Origin of the sequence: Novosphingobium sp. AAP93, assembly GCF_001296055.1 — a bacterium.
Lineage (GTDB): Bacteria > Pseudomonadota > Alphaproteobacteria > Sphingomonadales > Sphingomonadaceae > Novosphingobium.
Genome location: NZ_LJHZ01000060.1, coordinates 1 through 14950 on the forward strand (window position 1 = coordinate 1; position 14950 = coordinate 14950).

15 protein-coding genes are annotated in these 14950 nt (G+C 66.3%); 8 read left to right on the top strand and 7 right to left on the bottom strand.

What is annotated here, in order from left to right; genetic code table 11:
- The 6 genes from IP83_RS10090 to IP83_RS10115 all read left to right on the top strand — a co-directional run.
- On the top strand, positions 1-561 hold a 561-nt coding region (locus tag IP83_RS10090; RefSeq protein WP_369817019.1), incomplete at its 5' end, for a FixH family protein.
- Positions 558-2675 carry a heavy metal translocating P-type ATPase gene (locus tag IP83_RS10095; protein ID WP_054122095.1) on the top strand — a complete coding sequence of 706 codons (2118 nt, stop codon included), beginning with the start codon at positions 558-560 and terminating at the stop codon, positions 2673-2675. The genes IP83_RS10090 and IP83_RS10095, both read left to right, overlap by 4 nt.
- On the top strand, positions 2672-2821 hold the full coding sequence (ccoS, locus tag IP83_RS10100; RefSeq protein WP_054122096.1) for a cbb3-type cytochrome oxidase assembly protein CcoS: 150 nt from the start codon (positions 2672-2674) through the stop codon (positions 2819-2821). Before IP83_RS10095 ends, ccoS begins: the two co-directional genes overlap by 4 nt.
- 232 nt (positions 2822-3053) lie before the next feature.
- Positions 3054-4397 (top strand): oxygen-independent coproporphyrinogen III oxidase, encoded by a 1344-nt coding sequence (gene hemN, locus IP83_RS10105; RefSeq protein ID WP_054122097.1) that lies wholly within the window; start codon positions 3054-3056, stop codon positions 4395-4397.
- A gap of 244 nt (positions 4398-4641) precedes the next feature.
- Positions 4642-5253 carry a bifunctional 4-hydroxy-2-oxoglutarate aldolase/2-dehydro-3-deoxy-phosphogluconate aldolase gene (eda, locus tag IP83_RS10110; RefSeq protein WP_054122098.1) on the top strand — a complete coding sequence of 204 codons (612 nt, stop codon included), beginning with the start codon at positions 4642-4644 and terminating at the stop codon, positions 5251-5253.
- 81 nt (positions 5254-5334) lie between these two features.
- Positions 5335-8139 (top strand): phosphoenolpyruvate carboxylase, encoded by a 2805-nt coding sequence (locus tag IP83_RS10115; protein ID WP_054122099.1) that lies wholly within the window; start codon positions 5335-5337, stop codon positions 8137-8139.
- A gap of 9 nt (positions 8140-8148) precedes the next feature.
- Here the strand turns inward: IP83_RS10115 and IP83_RS10120 are convergent, their stop codons facing one another.
- The 7 genes from IP83_RS10120 to pdeM all read right to left on the bottom strand — a co-directional run bounded on the left by IP83_RS10120 (position 8149) and on the right by pdeM (position 13525).
- Positions 8149-8484: a hypothetical protein gene (locus IP83_RS10120; protein ID WP_054122100.1), complete on the bottom strand. Its 336-nt coding sequence runs from the start codon at positions 8482-8484 to the stop codon at positions 8149-8151.
- 35 nt (positions 8485-8519) lie between these two features.
- Complete coding sequence (locus IP83_RS10125; RefSeq protein ID WP_054122129.1) at positions 8520-8813, bottom strand: DNA-binding transcriptional regulator; 294 nt, start codon at positions 8811-8813, stop codon at positions 8520-8522.
- An 11-nt stretch (positions 8814-8824) separates the two neighbouring features.
- On the bottom strand, positions 8825-9169 hold the full coding sequence (locus IP83_RS10130; protein WP_054122101.1) for a type II toxin-antitoxin system RelE/ParE family toxin: 345 nt from the start codon (positions 9167-9169) through the stop codon (positions 8825-8827).
- 61 nt (positions 9170-9230) lie between these two features.
- A complete protein-coding gene (locus IP83_RS10135; protein WP_054122102.1) occupies positions 9231-10331 on the bottom strand; it encodes a TrkA family potassium uptake protein in 1101 nt (366 codons plus the stop codon).
- 7 nt (positions 10332-10338) lie between these two features.
- On the bottom strand, positions 10339-11757 hold the full coding sequence (locus IP83_RS10140) for a DASS family sodium-coupled anion symporter (protein WP_054122103.1): 1419 nt from the start codon (positions 11755-11757) through the stop codon (positions 10339-10341).
- A 422-nt stretch (positions 11758-12179) separates the two neighbouring features.
- On the bottom strand, positions 12180-12701 hold the full coding sequence (gene infC, locus IP83_RS10145; protein ID WP_054122104.1) for a translation initiation factor IF-3: 522 nt from the start codon (positions 12699-12701) through the stop codon (positions 12180-12182).
- Positions 12702-12829: 128 nt separating this feature from the next.
- Complete coding sequence (pdeM, locus tag IP83_RS10150; protein ID WP_054122105.1) at positions 12830-13525, bottom strand: ligase-associated DNA damage response endonuclease PdeM; 696 nt, start codon at positions 13523-13525, stop codon at positions 12830-12832.
- 45 nt (positions 13526-13570) lie between these two features.
- On the opposite strand from pdeM, the gene hemF reads away from it, so the two are divergent.
- Positions 13571-14485 (top strand): oxygen-dependent coproporphyrinogen oxidase, encoded by a 915-nt coding sequence (hemF, locus tag IP83_RS10155; protein WP_054122106.1) that lies wholly within the window; start codon positions 13571-13573, stop codon positions 14483-14485.
- A 182-nt stretch (positions 14486-14667) separates the two neighbouring features.
- Entirely contained in the window at positions 14668-14853 is a 186-nt protein-coding gene (locus IP83_RS10160) for a hypothetical protein (RefSeq protein WP_054122107.1), read from the top strand.
- Positions 14854-14950 lie beyond the last annotated feature (97 nt).

Sequence of the window (14950 nt, forward strand, 5' to 3'; positions counted from 1 at the left end):
AGCGAAGTCGAGACACCGGGCGCGGCGTGCGGTGTCTCGACTTCGCTCGACACGTACGGCTTTGGATTTGGAGATTGGGTCATGAACACGGCATCGAAAATGCATCGCGCTCCCCGGCCCTTTACCGGACGGCATATGGCGCTTGTCATGGTCGGCTTCTTCGGCGTGGTGATCGCGGTCAACGTGCTGCTTGCGAACCTCGCGGTCTCTACCTTCAGCGGCGCGGTGGTGGAGAACTCCTACGTCGCGAGCCAGGAATTCAACCAATGGCTAGGCGCGGCGAAGGCGGACAAGGCGCTGGGCTGGAAGCTGGCGATTGCGCGCGAAGGGGCAGAAAAGGTGCGCTTCACGCTCACCGATGCCAGCGGCAAGCCGCTGAGCGGCGCCGCTGTGCGCGCGCAGGCAGACCATCCGCTTGGCGCCAAAGCCCCGGTCGTGATGACCCCGCGCGAAGTCGCGCCCGGTGTCTATGAAGCCGCGCTTCCTGCTGGCCGTTGGCATGTCGGCATCGAGGCCCGCGCTATGGGGCACGTATGGCATGCCGAGGATGATGCGCTGTGAACGCGGCATCCCCGCGCCTCGCCCCCGCCATCAGCCGCAGCGTGCTGGCGGTGCCCGGCATGCACTGCGCGGGCTGCATGGGCAAAGTCGAGCGCGCGCTCGTGGCGGTCCCCGGCGTGGCATCGGCCCGCGCGAACCTCACCGCACGGACCATCGCGGTCGATCACACCGATTCGGTCGAGATTCCCGCGCTGGTTGCTGCGCTGGCGGGTGCGGGCTTTGCCGCCGAGCCGCGCGAGGATGTGTTGGAGCCGCCTTCGGCCACGCGCGAACTCCTTGCGCCTCTGGCGGTAGCCGGCTTTGCCTGCATGAACGTGATGCTGCTGTCGGTCAGCATCTGGTCGGGCGCGGATGGCAGCACGCGCGATCTGTTCCACTGGCTTTCGGCGCTGATCGGCGTCCCGGCAATCCTCTATGCCGGGCAGCCGTTTTTCCGCTCGGCATGGGCAGCGCTGAAGCGCGGGCGCACCAATATGGACGTTCCGATTTCCATCGGCGTCACGCTCGCGACCGGCCTCTCCTGTTACGAGACGCTGACCGGCGGCAAGGAAGCCTGGTTCGACGGCACCCTGATGCTGCTCCTGTTCCTCCTCGCGGGCCGCGCGCTCGATGCGATGATGCGCGACCGGGCGAGGGCAGGGGTGGCCGCGCTGCTGCGGCAGGCCGCGAGCGGGGCGATGATCATAGGCGCTGACGGCCAACTGCGCTGGACAGCGGCGGCCGCGCTTGCTCCCGGCATGCTGATGCGTGTCGCGGCGGGCGAACGGCTCGCGGCAGACGGCGAGATTGCCAGCGGTACGGGCCGCTTCGACCAGTCGCTGCTGACGGGCGAGAGCGCACCGGTGCCCGCGGGCCCGGGTCAGTGCGTGCTGGCAGGCATGCTCAACCTCGATGCCCCGGTCGACGTGATCGTAACCGCAGCCGGGCAGGGCACCGCGCTTGCCGAAATTGCGCAGGCGATGGAAGCGGCGGGGCAGGCCAAGAGCGCTTTCGTGCGCATCGCCGACCGCGCCTCGCGGCTCTACGCCCCCGCCGTCCACACGCTTGCGGCGCTGAGCTTCGCAGGCTGGCTGATCGCAGGCGCATCGTTCCACCAGGCGCTGGTCGTGGGTATCGCGGTGCTGATCATCACCTGCCCCTGCGCATTGGGACTTGCCGTGCCGGTGGCGCAAGTCGTCGCAGCGGGTGCACTGCTGAAACAGGGCGTCATGGTCAAGGACGGCGGCGCCATCGAGCGCCTTGCCAAGGTTGACCGCGTGCTGCTCGACAAGACCGGCACGCTGACCGTGGGTCGTCCGGTGCCCGACGCTGCCGTTCTCGATGCCCTGTCGGCGGAAGAGGCTTCTGTCGCGCTCGCGCTCGCCAGCCACAGCCGTCATCCGCTCTCGCAGGCGCTTGCGCTCGCGCTTGCAGCCCGCGACGTGCGTGCCGCAACCATCGAGCAGGTGCAGGAAACTTCGGGGCGCGGCGTCAGCGCGATGTGGAGGGGCCTTGCGGTGTCGCTCGGCCGTCCCGCGCAATCGGTGGGCACGTCCGCCGCGCTGGCCATCGGCGCCGGACCGGTCCGCCTGATCGGCTTCGCCGACCGCCTGCGGCCGGACGCAAAGACTGCGCTCGCCGATCTCGCAGGGCTGGGCATCCAGGCCTCGATCCTCTCGGGCGACAATGCCGCCGCCGTCATGGTCACCGCGCGCGAGACCGGCCTCACCGGACAGGCCGCCGCGCTCCCGGCGGACAAGCTCGATGCCATCCACCGCCTCCAGCGCGCCGGCAAGTGCGTGCTGATGGTGGGCGACGGCATCAACGATGGCCCGGCGCTTGCCGCCGCCGACGCTTCCATCGCCCCCGGCAGTGCAAGCGACGTGGGCCGGCAGGCTGCGGACTTCGTCTTCACAGGCGATTCGCTCCTCGCCCTGCCACGCGCGGTGCGCGCCAGTCGGCGGACGATGCGCGTGGTGCGCGAAAACTTCGCCGCCGCGATCCTCTACAACGCCTTTGCCGTGCCGCTGGCGATGGCGGGCCTCGTCACGCCGCTGATGGCCGCTATTGCCATGGCGACGTCCTCGCTGATCGTCGTCGCCAATTCGCTCAGGCTGACGGGAGCCGCTAAATGACCTCGATCCTCATCCTTATTCCCATCGCGCTCGGCATGGGCCTCCTTGGTCTGGTTGCTTTTTTCTGGGCGCTCAGGGGTGGGCAGTTCGCCGATCTCGATGGCGCCGCCGCGCGCATCCTGATCGACGAGGACCAGCCGCTGTGAGGCGCGCCTTCGCCCTGCTCAGCGCTCTCGCGGCGCTCCAGCTGGCGATTCCGGCGCAGGCTGCGCATCCCAGAATGATCGCGCTGTGCGGAGGTGGGGCGCCCATTCCGCTGCCGACAAAAAACAACGAGACAGACAAGCAGTGTTGCAAGATTTGCCATAGCGCAATGCGCAAGCGTCACGCCGGTGGCACCTGCTCTGGTGATACCGATGACGAAGAGGACTCCGGGCAATGAACGGGCCATCCACACCTGAGCAATTTGCCGACTTGACCTACTACCCGGAGCTGCTCGCCCGGCCGGTGCCGCGCTATACCAGCTATCCGACCGCGGCAGAGTTCGTCGACCAAAGCTTCGAGCTGCGCCAGCGCATTTCGCTGACCAGCCTGACCGGCCCGGTCTCGATCTACCTGCACATTCCCTATTGCGAGGAAATCTGCTGGTACTGCGGCTGCAATACCGGTGCCGCCAACAAGCGCCACCGCCTGACCGCCTATCTCGAAGCCCTCCACCGAGAGATCGCGCTGGTGGCGGACATGCTCGACCCGTCCGTTCACATCGAGCACATCGCCTTCGGTGGCGGCAGCCCCAATGCCGTTCCGCCCACCGAGTTCGTCCGCCTGATCGACGCGCTCGTGCTGGCATTCCGCTTCGTGCGCCCCGCGCTGTCGGTCGAGCTCGATCCGCGCACCCTCACACGCGACTGGCTGACGGCGATCCGCGGCATCGGCGTCACCCGCGTCAGCCTCGGCGTGCAGACCTTGAACCCGTTGGTGCAGGCCGCCATCGGCCGCGTGCAGCCGATCGAGATGATCGAAACGGCGGTTTCGGGTCTGCGCGCGGCGGGCGTCAGCTCGATCAACTTCGATCTCATGTACGGGCTGCCGCACCAGAATGACGAAGTGCTGGCCGAAACCTTGGCACAGAGCGTCGCCATGGGGCCCAACCGCATCGCGCTGTTCGGCTATGCCCACGTGCCGCACATGATCCCGCGCCAGCGCCGGATCGATGGCTCGGACCTGCCCGACCAGCGCGGGCGCTTCCGGACGGCCGCAATGGGTGCGCGGCAGCTGATCGATGCGGGTTACCACGCGGTCGGCTTCGATCACTTCGCACTGCCCGGCGATCCACTCGCCCGCGCGGCGCTCAGCGGCACGCTGCGGCGCAATTTCCAGGGCTTTACCGAAGACCCGGCCTCCACCCTGATCGGCCTCGGCGCCTCCGCCATCAGCGAACTGCCGGGCCTGATGGTGCAGAACGAGAAGAACCCGGGCCGCTACCGCATGCTGATCGGTGCGGACCAGCTGGCCGGGCGCCGCGGCATCGAGACCGGACCCGAGGACGAGCGCCGCGCCGCACTGATCGAGGCGCTGCTGTGCAAGGGCGCGGCCAGGATCGACAGCGACTTGCTGAACGCCGCAAGGCCCCGCCTTGAGCCCTTCGCCGCCGTCGGCCTCGTTTCGCTCGAACGCGGCTGGCTACGGCTGGAAGCAGGCGCCGCGCCCTATGCGCGGGCGATTGCATCGGTGTTCGATGCCTATCGCACCGAGGAGCGCAGCTTCAGTTCGGCAATTTGAGGCGGCGTCCTGCGCCTGAACCATTTGCCGCTCCCGCTCACCCTGAGCTTGTCGAAGGGTGCTGGCGCAACCGCTGTGCGGGATGCTTCGACAAGCTCAGCATGAGCGGGGCAGAGGCAGGGCCTTGGACATCCCGGACCAGCGTAAACTCAAGAATAGCTATGCACCCAACCATTTGCAGGCTGCATGCCGCGCCCCCGCGCGTTAGGTCAGGGCGCGTATCAAACAGCCCCAGCGAGTTCCCATGAAGCCTATCGAAACCATCATGCGCACGGCCCCGGTCATTCCGGTGCTGGTGATCGAGGACGTGGCGCATGCCGTGCCTGTGGCACGCGCGCTGGTGGCGGGCGGCCTGCGTGTGCTCGAAGTCACGCTGCGCACTCCGGTCGCGCTCGACGTGATCCGCGCGATGCGTTCGGTCGAAGGCGCGATTGTCGGCGCGGGGACGGTGACTGATCCCGCCACGCTCAAGGCCTCGATCGATGCGGGCGCCGAATTCATCGTCTCGCCCGGCCTCACCGAACGGCTCGGCGCGGCGGCTGTCTCATCGGGTATTCCGTACCTGCCGGGCGTCGCCAATGCGGGCGATATCATGCGCGGGCTCGATCTGGGGCTCACGCATTTCAAGTTCTTCCCGGCCATGACGTCGGGCGGTCTCCCGGCGCTGAAGGCGCTTGCCGCGCCGTTCCATCAGTGCCAGTTTTGCCCCACGGGAGGGATCACGCTGGATAACGCGCCGGATTGGCTGGGCTTTGGCCCGGTGCTTTGCGTGGGCGGCTCCTGGGTGGTGGGCAAGGGTGCGCCCGATGTTCTGGCAATCGAGGCGGCGGCGCGCGCGGCAGCGGCGCTGGCCTGAACTCCCGGGGCTGTAACCCCGGTGCAGCCTGCCGGCGAACCCGCTTGCAGGACCAACGATCTGGGCAAAGGAGCGGCGCGCATGGATACGGTCGATACGCTGAGGAATCGCCTGCAGGAACTCCACGCGCGGACGGCGGAAACGCCGCTGTTCAACCCGGTGTTCCAACTGAGCCATGATCTTTCCCGCAAGCTCGAGAGCGGCGCACTCGATCTCGCGGCGATGGAGAGCCTTGTCGCGGCGCTGGAATGCGAAGGCCTGCAGGCGCGCGCCGCCAAGCTTCGGGGTCTGATCGCGCCGACGGATGTCAGCGAGAACCTCGCCCGCCTCTCCGCGTTGCTCAACGAGGAAGACGGCTTCTCTGAGTTCCGCAAGCGCTGGGAGCGGCCGCTGCTCCACGCCGTGTTCACCGCGCACCCGACCTTCCTGCTGAGCCCCGCCGAATCCGATGCCGTCGCCGAAGCCGCGCTGGCCGAGGATCCGATGGCGGCCACCGTCTGCCAGGTCCCCGGCACCGGCCCCAAGGTCACGCTCGACTACGAGCACGCCGAAGTGCTCGCCGCCATCGAACGCGGCGGCGCCGCGCGTGACCGGATCAACGCCGCGCTGCTCAGGCACGCCCGCACCCGCTGGCCTGGCCGCTGGCTCGATTTCAAGCCGCTGCCGTTCCGCTTCGCCAGCTGGGTCGGCTATGACATGGACGGACGAACCGATATTTCGTGGTCCACCTCGGTCGCCTATCGCCTGCAGGAAAAGGCGCGGCGGCTCGAAGGCTATGCCGCGCAGCTGGCGGCGGTGGTGCCGGATCACACGCTGCTTGCCACGCTCAACGGCGCTGCAGCCCATGCAGCGGAGATGGCCGCGCTGTTCACCGGCCTCGGTGCCGAACCGGAAGCGCTGGCGGCGGCGGCCAATGCGCTGACGGCGGAGCATCCGGACAAGCTGCTTTCGCTCGCCCCGATCATTGCCGCGCTGGAGGCTGAGGCCAAGTCTGCGGAAGGCGATGCCGCCATAGCGCTCGCGGTACTTGCGGGCGCGATGCGTGCGGACGGGCTCGGCATGGGCTGGATTCATTTCCGCGTGAACGCCTCGCAGCTGCTCAATGCACTGCGGCGGCGGATCGATCCCGAAGGCACGATGGATCTCGCCAGCAAGAGCGCGCTGTCCAAGCTGCGCGAGCTGCTCGCCGAAGTGAAGCCGCTGCGCGCCAATTTTGCCGCGCTTGCCATCGAGACCTCGACCGCGATGCGCCAGTTCCTGGTGATGGCGCAGATCCTCCACCACGTGGACGCCGATGCGCCGATCCGCATGCTGATCGCCGAATGCGAACAGCCGCAGACGGTGCTGGCGGCACTCTACTTCGCGCGGCTGTTGGGGATCGAAGGCAAGGTCGATGTCTCCCCGCTGTTCGAGACCGAGGCGGCGCTGGAGCACGGCGGCCGTTTCCTCGAGGCCTTGCTGGCCGAGGAGTCCTACCGCGAATACGTGCGCCTGCGCGGGCGGCTCTCGATCCAGACGGGCTTTTCCGATGCCGGACGCTTCATGGGCCAGATCCCGGCAGCGCTGGCCATCGAGCGCCTGCAGGGCCGTCTTGCCGCTGCGATGAAAGCGGCGGGGCTGACCGACGTCGCTGCGCTCGTCTTCAACACTCACGGCGAAAGCATGGGCCGCGGCGCGCACCCCTCGGGCTTCGAGGACCGCCTGACCTGGCCGCTCAGCCGTTGGGCGCGCGGACGCTTCGCCAAGGCCGAGATCGTGCTGGAACCCGAGGCGAGCTTCCAGGGCGGCGACGGCTACTTGTTCTTCCGCAGCGACGAACTTGCGCTCGCGACGCTGACCCGCATCATCGAGGCAGAGGAAGCCTTGCGCGGCGAGGCGGAACCCGATCCGTTCTACGACCGCACGGACCTCAGCCTCGATTTCTACCGCGCGATCCGCCGCGTGCAGCGTGAGCAGCTGGAAAGCGTGACGTATGCGCGCGCCGTCACCGCGTTTGGCCTTGGCATGCTCAAGACGACCGGCAGCCGCGTCTCGCGCCGCCAGTCGGATATCGCCAGCGACCGCACCATGAGCCTGCGGCAGATCCGCGCGATCCCGCACAACGCGATCCTGCAACAGATCGGCTATCCGGTGAACGTGATCGCGGGCGCGGGCATCGCGGCGGGCGAGGAGACCGAAGCGGTGGCCGAACTGCTCGGCCGCTCGGCGCGCGGGCGCCAGCTGGTGCGGCTGCTGCGCGCGGCCAATGGCCTCGCCTCGATCAAGACGGTGGCCTGTTTCGGCGAGCTGTTCAACTCGGCCTACTGGGCCAGCCGCCCCTATCGCGGCACCGAGACAGCGCTGGAAGACCCGTGCCTCGCCATGGCGGAGTACCTCACGAAGGACGATCGCGCCGGCGTGTTCCGCCGCCTTGCCTCGCGCCTGCGGGTTGACTGGATGAAGCTCCACCGCCTGCTCGGTATGGTTCCGCAGGGTGATGGGCCAAGGACTCCTGACGATGGCGGACGCAACCGTTCGCAGGACGAGCAGCGCCGCACTATCGCGCTGCTGCAATCGCTGCGGCTGGCGCTGCTGATGCATATGGTCCTGCGCGCGGTGCAGGTCCCCCCGTTCAGCCGCTCCAACGATGTGAGCCGCGAGGATGTGCTCGAGATGCTGCTCTCGCTGCGGGTCGACGAAGCACTCGCCCAGCTGCGCCGGGCCTATCCGGTGGTCGAGCCCGAGATCGAGGACTTCCCGGTCAACGAACCCACCGACTACCCGGACAACCGGGCGGAAGGCTACGGCGCGATCCGCACCCGGTTCATCGATCCCATCGAGCGGGCGCATGCGCTGAATTTGCGCATATCAGCGGCGATTGCGAACCATTTCGGAGCGCATGGGTGAGGGCGTTAATCAGCGATGGCTGGCGAACAGATCACGCTGCGCTTGATTGATCGAACGTTCGTCCCAATCGATCTCGCGCTTTGATGTGGGGATGTGTTCGCGTCGGTCGTCATTGTCGTAGAATAGCGTGCCGTGGATTCCCAGCGCGTCTCGCTTCAGAATCGGGCGGTTCCAAATTGGTTCGAGTACAAGATTTGCTGACTGTTCTCCGAGCCGTTCGGCTAAATCTTCGATCAATTCAATGTCCTGGCCATCCGGGAAGATGGTAGCAAACTCCTCTGCAGTCGCCTGAAACACACTGAAAGTGGCGTTGACCGCGCCATCGATGATCTGAATGTTTTTCATGGAGTGCCTTCGGTCGTCAAACGCACGCGTCCCATTCACCCCGCCAGCAACGCTGCCCGCGCCGCCTCCGGCAACTGGGCGATAACGCTGAGATAGGCGCTGGCGGTGGCATCCGGCTGGCGGCGACCTTGTTCCCAGCCCTTCAGGGTCGCCAGCGGAATCCGGTAGGCGCTGGCAAAGGCCTGTTGCGACAGCCCCAGTTGCTCGCGGATTGCGCGGACATCTGGCACCTCGATCGTGTGGATGCGCGCCACCGCGCCCTTGCCTTGGGCATGCGCGGCGGCCTCGTCCATCGCCGCGATCAGGTCTTGTCCGAATGTTGTTGCCATTGCCTGCTCCTTCACGTGTCTGCCGCGCCCTTGATGATGGCGGCAAAGCCCGCCACGGCTTTCTTCTCGTCCGCGCTCAGGTCGCTTGCCTGTGCCTTGGCGTAGGCCAGCAGCAGATAGAGCGGGCAATCCTGACGGTAGTAGAAATAGATCACCCGCGCGCCGCCGCGCTTGCCAACACCTGCCTTGCCCCAGCGCAGCTTTCGAACCCCGCCGGCTCCCGGAATGACGTCGCCATCTTCCGGATTATGGGCGAGATGATCGATCAGCGCCGCCAGTTCTTCCTCGCTCCAAATCCTTGCCGCCGCCCGCGCAAAGCTCTGCGTCTCGGCAATGGTGATCGGGCGGGTCAGCATTGCGCGTTATATACGTCAATGACGCCCAAAAGGCAAGGGCATGGCTGCCGAGTCCCCGTTCTCACCCCACATACGTCCGCCCCTGTTTCACCGGCTTGGCCGGCATCCCGAAGATCGCGCCCGCCGATAGTCGCGTCCCGCGCACCACCAAGACCAGCGTGTCGCCTGCCTCGATGTTCACGTCCTCGCCGGGGTGCTGGATCGACTGGCCGTTCAGGCGGTCGATCTGGACGATGAAGAAGGCACCGGCGCCGCGGCGTTCGGCTTCGCCGACGGTCGCACCCGTCAGCGCGCCCTTGTCGACGGCGGTGACGACTTCGACGTCGAGGCCGAGATCGTGGAGGAACCGCCGCGCGTCGGCCATGTGTTCGGCTTCGTGGATGCGGCTGTCGGTGGCGGGGTAGAGGATCAGTTCGACGATGCGCTCGGCGCCGATGTGGGTGGGGAGCACCACCTTGTCGGCCCCCGCATGGAACAGCTTGCGCTCGGTGGTCGGCGCCTCGCCGCGTGCGATGATCTGGACGGCGGGGTTGAGGCTGCGCGCCGAAAGCGTGATGAACACGTTGGCGGCATCATCCGGCAGCACCGAGGCGAGCACGCGGGCGTGCAGGATGCCGGCGGCGCGCAGGGTTTCCTCCTGCGTCGCCTCGCCCACCATCACCAGCCAGCCGAGGGCGCGGGCCTCTTCCGCCTTGTCGGCGCTGCGCTCGATGATGATGAACGGATGGCGCGCGTCGGTCAGCGCCTTGGCGAGCTGGAGGCCGATGCGGCCCATGCCGCAGATGATGACATGGTGCTTGAGACGGTCGATCTCGGTCTGCATCTTGTTTACCCCAAGCAACTGGCGGAACTGGAACAGCGTGAACACCTGCACGAGCGCGGAGGTCAGCACGATCATGCCGGTGCAGCCGAGCACGATCGTGGCGGTGGTCCACAGCCGCAGGAAATGCGTGTCGATCGGGCGCACTTCGCCATAGCCGACCGAGAAGATGGTGAGCAGCACCATGTAGGCGGCATCGTCTGCCGGCCAGCCATTGGCGATGTAGCCCAGCGTGGCGATGGCGAAGACGACCGCGACGTAGATCAGCGTGCCGGTCAGCAGGCGGAGCGGCGAACCGAGCACCCGGCCTGCGTTCCGGGACAGGCTGGTGAGTTCGTCCATCCGGGCCTCAACCGCCGCCGATGCGCAGGAGTGCAGCCATGCCCCAGACGGTGCCGACGATCAGGAACACGCCCGCCAGATCGAGCAGCAACCCGGCGCGCAGCACGCGGGGCATGGCGATGTGGCCGGTGCCCCAAGCGAGCGCGTTGGGACCAGTGCCAGCCGGCAACATGAAGCCCCAGCTGGCCGCGAGCGCGGCGGGGAGGGCGAGCAGGATCGGATCGGCTCCCAGCGCGCCGCACAGCGCGGCGACGACCGGCATGATCCCGCTGGCGGCGGCGATATTGCTGGCAAACTCGGTGACGAGAATGACGAACGAGACGAGCACCAGCGCGACAATCGGCAGCGGTACCGTCCGCAGGGGGAGCATCGCTGTCGCCAGCCAGTCACTGAGGCCCGAGGCGTCCATCCCCATGGCGAGGCTGAGCCCGCCGCCGAACATCAGGATGACATCCCAGGGCATGCGGTTGGCTTCCTTCCACGTCAGCATTGCGCGCCCCGTACCGTCGGGCAGGACGAAGAGGGCAAGGCCCGCGATGGCGGCGATGGTGCCGTCGGTCAGCCCGCCCTTGGGGAAAAGGCTTTCGGTGAGGGGAAGCGTGACCCAGGCCAGCACAGTGAGCAGGAACAGCGGAACGAGGCGGCGTTCGGGCACGGTCCAGTGGACCGAATGTTCGATGGCATTGCGGGCGGCGGCGGGATCGAAGCTGCCCGGGCCGATGCGGTGGACGCGGGCGATGATAAAGGCGGCAAGCGGCACGCCGATGAGCACGACGGGAAGGCCGTAGGCGGACCATTCGAGGAAGCTGATCTTCACGCCCAGCGTGCGATCCAGCAGCGCGGCGGCAATGGCGTTGGTGGGGGTGCCGACGATTGTGCCATAACCGCCCAATGTCGCGGCGAAAGCGACGCCCATCGGCAGCGCGCCGGCCATGCCATCTGTCTCGCCTTCCTCGATGCCGCCGGAGCTGAGGATGGCCAGCGCCATCGGCATCATGATCAGCGCGGTCGAGGTGTTCGAGATGAACATGGAGATCGAGGCGGTCGCCATCATCACCGCAAGCAGCAAGCGCACCGGACTGGTCCCGGCGCGGGCCAGCATGGCGAGCGCAAGGCGGCGGTGGAGGCCCGTCCGCTCGATGGCAAGCGCAAGGAACGCGCCGCCGACGAAGAGGAACATGATCGGCGAATAGTAGGCCGCCGCGGTCTTGTTCGCATCGACCACGCCGGTGAGCGGCAGGACGATGAACGGGAGGAGCGCGGTGGCCGAAAGCGGCATCGCCTCGGTCATCCACCAGACCGCCATCCACCACACGAGCCCGGCGGTGTGCCACGCCGTGGGCGGCATCCCGGCGGGCGCGGCGAGGAGCAGCGTGGCGAGCAGGCCGAGCGGGCCGACGATCAGGGCAATGCTTCTGGCGGTCATTCTGTGCCAGTCCGGGGGGAGGTTGACACAGTTGACACAGTCCAGAGGAATAATTGCGTTCGATCAGTTCGGCGAGTTCGATCGGCTCTTTCGATCAATCGCCAAGCTGCCTCTACGACCCGCATTCCATCGCCCTTTGCCCCGCCAGCGCACGGCGCCGGTCCCGCCAAGGTCATAGGCGAGGAAGGGTGCGGTAGGAAAATGGTTTTGGTGGCGGTGTTGGGGGCAGCGGATCACCCGGCCCACCTACTCGTCACCCCGGGCTTGACCCGGGGTCCCGCTTTTGGGCTGGCGGGGCCTTCTCCCGCGAACGCTGCGCGCGCGGCTAGCTGGACCGCGGGTCAAGCCCGGGGTGACGAAGAAGAGAGTTTGGAACCAGGGAGTCAGACCCTCTCCCCGCGGGGGAGAGGGCTTGAGCGCGGTTACTTCGGCGCGAGGACCATCAGCATCTGGCGGCCTTCCATGCGGGGGAAGGCTTCGACCTTGGCCACTTCGGCGACGTCGTCTTGCACCTTGCGCAGCAGGTTCATGCCGAGCTGCTGGTGCGAGAGCTCGCGGCCGCGGAAGCGGAGCGTGATCTTGACCTTGTCGCCTTCGCCGATGAACTTGATCACGTTGCGCATCTTGGTGTCGTAATCGTGGTCATCGATGTTCGGACGCATCTTGATCTCCTTGATCTCCTGCGTCTTCTGGCTCTTGCGGGCGAGGTTGGCCTTCTTCTGCGCTTCGTAGCGGAACTTGCCCACATCGAGGAACTTGCAGACCGGCGGATCGGCGTTGGGGGAAACCTCGACAAGGTCGAGCCCGACTTCGTTGGCCTGCTCGATCGCTTCGCGGGTATACATGACGCCCAGATTTTCGCCGTTCTCATCGATCACGCGCACCTTGGGCACGGCGATGAGGTGGTTGTAGCGGGGGCCGGTCTTGACAGGGGGCGCCATCATGCGCCGGGGTGGGGGGGCTATAGTGCTTGCTCCTGATGTTTCAAATGCGGGGGAGGACTGCTGAATCCGGCCCCCGCGCGCTCATATCACAATGCGGCGGCAGATAAAGCGGGAAGGTTGGTTTGAGGTTAAGCGGTTTCAATCCCGCGCCAGAGGGGGAAGCGGGCGAGCTTTCCTGCGGCGGGCACGAGGGCGTCGATCGCGCGGGCCGGCTGGAGGGCGCCGAGGATGGCAGGGTCCGCCGCGTCCATGCCGCCCGTCAGCGCGCCGAATGCGGGCAGGATCAGGCGGCGCTCGCTGGCGACGGCGCAGGGGCGGGCAACGCTGCGGCCACGCGCGGTGACGCGCAGTTTGGGGTGATAATGGCCCGAAAGCTCGGCTCCGGTCTCGCCGGGGCGGGCTTCATGGCGCAGCGCGATGCCGCGCACTGCGAGTTCGGCGACACCTTCAGTTTTGACGCTGATGTCCTTGGTGTCGTGGTTGCCGGTGATCCACACCCAGTCCACCGCGCGCATCAGCGCATCGAGCATGCCCGCGGCGTGGGGTTCAAGGCGGCTGGGGCCATGGCTGTCGTGGAAATTGTCGCCGAGGCAGAATACGCGGCGGGCGCCGGTTTCCCGCAAGGCATCCGCGACTCGGGAAAGCGTTTCGCGGCTGTCGTAGGGTGGGAGCATCTGGCCGCGCGAGGCGTACCAGCTGGCCTTTTCGAGGTGGAGATCGGCCACCAGCAGGGCGCGCTCTTCTGCCCAGTAGAGCGCGCGCGACGGAGCGAGTGCGAACTCCTGTCCAGCGAATGTAAAAGAGGCGAACGAAACGGGAACCATGCACGGGCCTTGCCGGATTGCGTTTCGCTTGGCAAGACTTGCCCCATGAGCACTGCACAAGTGGCCGGAGAGGCTTTCGAAAACGGGATTGGCGCCAAAACGGATTGGAGCGCGGAGACCGCCCGCGCCCGGACCTGGTTCGAAAGCCTGCGGGACCGGATCTGCGCCGAGTTCGAGGCGATCGAGCGCGAAGCGGGCAGCGATGCCAGCTTCACCTACACGCCGTGGAAGCGCGAGCACCATGGCGAGCCGGTTCCCGACGGCGGCGGCGGGGTGCAGGGCCTGATGAAGGGCAAGGTGTTCGAGAAAGTCGGCGTCAACGTCTCGACCGTCGGCGGCACGTTCAGCGCGGATTTTGCCAAGACGATGAACGGCGCGGACCCGGACAACCCGGCGTTCACCGCGACGGGGATCAGCCTGGTGGCGCACATGGCGAACCCGCATGTGCCCGCTGTCCACATGAACACGCGCTTCCTGACGACGCGCAAGGCCTGGTTCGGCGGCGGCGGCGATCTCAATCCGCCTATCCCCTACGACGAGGACACGGCGGACTTCCACGCCAGCTACAAGGCGGCGTGCGACAAGCATGATCCGGCGTACTACCCCAAGTTCAAGGCCTGGGCAGACGACTACTTCTACATTCCGCACCGCAAGGTTCACCGGGGCGTTGGTGGGATCTTCTATGATCACCTCGAATGCGCCGACGATGGGGCGTTCGAGGCGAACTTCGCGTTTACCCGCGACGTGGGCGATGCGTTCCTCAATGTGTACCCGGCGCTGGTGCGGCGGCGGATGGGCATGGACTTCACCCGCGAGGACAAGCTCAAGCAGCTGACCTGGCGTGGACGCTATGCCGAGTTCAATCTGGTCTATGACCGGGGTACGCTGTTCGGCCTCAAGACCGGCGGCAATATCGACGCGATCCTGATGAGCCTGCCGCCCGAGGCGAACTGGGAATGAGAATTGCGATTCGCCTTTTTGGGCGAACGCAACCCCATTAGCAAAACTGATTGTATCAATGTGGGCAATCTATGCCCTAAAAGATTCTCACCATTCTTGCAGTATCGCAATATGTGGCAGGGGAGAGGCGTGTTCCCAGACATAACGATTCGCCGGAAACGGCGCAAAAGGGCGTAAGACCTATGATCGATAGTGAAATCAGTTCGGACCAGAACGAATTTTACGTTCACCTTGTTGCTGACCTTGATGTCATGCTAGAAAATGCCATAAAAAACAAAGATTTGGTTCTTGCTGCGCATCTGCAGACTGCCAGGGATTTCGCGGCCGAGCGTATTGCTTTCTCCGAGACTGGTCAGAAACGGATATAGATCAATTGGTTTTGGTTAAGAATTCGGGGTCTTATCTGAGGGAGTTCCCTTAGCAATCGCATGTGCGTTCTGCGCATGTCGCTTGATCGGAAATGGC

Coding starts and splice junctions, on each gene's coding strand:
- ccoS (WP_054122096.1), top strand. CDS start 2,672: ATGACCTCGATCCTCATCCTTATTCCCATCGCGCTCGGCATGGGCCTC.
- hemN (WP_054122097.1), top strand. CDS start 3,054: ATGAACGGGCCATCCACACCTGAGCAATTTGCCGACTTGACCTACTAC.
- eda (WP_054122098.1), top strand. CDS start 4,642: ATGAAGCCTATCGAAACCATCATGCGCACGGCCCCGGTCATTCCGGTG.
- IP83_RS10115 (WP_054122099.1), top strand. CDS start 5,335: ATGGATACGGTCGATACGCTGAGGAATCGCCTGCAGGAACTCCACGCG.
- IP83_RS10120 (WP_054122100.1), bottom strand. CDS start 8,484: ATGAAAAACATTCAGATCATCGATGGCGCGGTCAACGCCACTTTCAGT.
- IP83_RS10125 (WP_054122129.1), bottom strand. CDS start 8,813: ATGGCAACAACATTCGGACAAGACCTGATCGCGGCGATGGACGAGGCC.
- IP83_RS10130 (WP_054122101.1), bottom strand. CDS start 9,169: ATGCTGACCCGCCCGATCACCATTGCCGAGACGCAGAGCTTTGCGCGG.
- IP83_RS10135 (WP_054122102.1), bottom strand. CDS start 10,331: ATGGACGAACTCACCAGCCTGTCCCGGAACGCAGGCCGGGTGCTCGGT.
- IP83_RS10140 (WP_054122103.1), bottom strand. CDS start 11,757: ATGACCGCCAGAAGCATTGCCCTGATCGTCGGCCCGCTCGGCCTGCTC.
- infC (WP_054122104.1), bottom strand. CDS start 12,701: ATGATGGCGCCCCCTGTCAAGACCGGCCCCCGCTACAACCACCTCATC.
- pdeM (WP_054122105.1), bottom strand. CDS start 13,525: ATGGTTCCCGTTTCGTTCGCCTCTTTTACATTCGCTGGACAGGAGTTC.
- hemF (WP_054122106.1), top strand. CDS start 13,571: ATGAGCACTGCACAAGTGGCCGGAGAGGCTTTCGAAAACGGGATTGGC.
- IP83_RS10160 (WP_054122107.1), top strand. CDS start 14,668: ATGATCGATAGTGAAATCAGTTCGGACCAGAACGAATTTTACGTTCAC.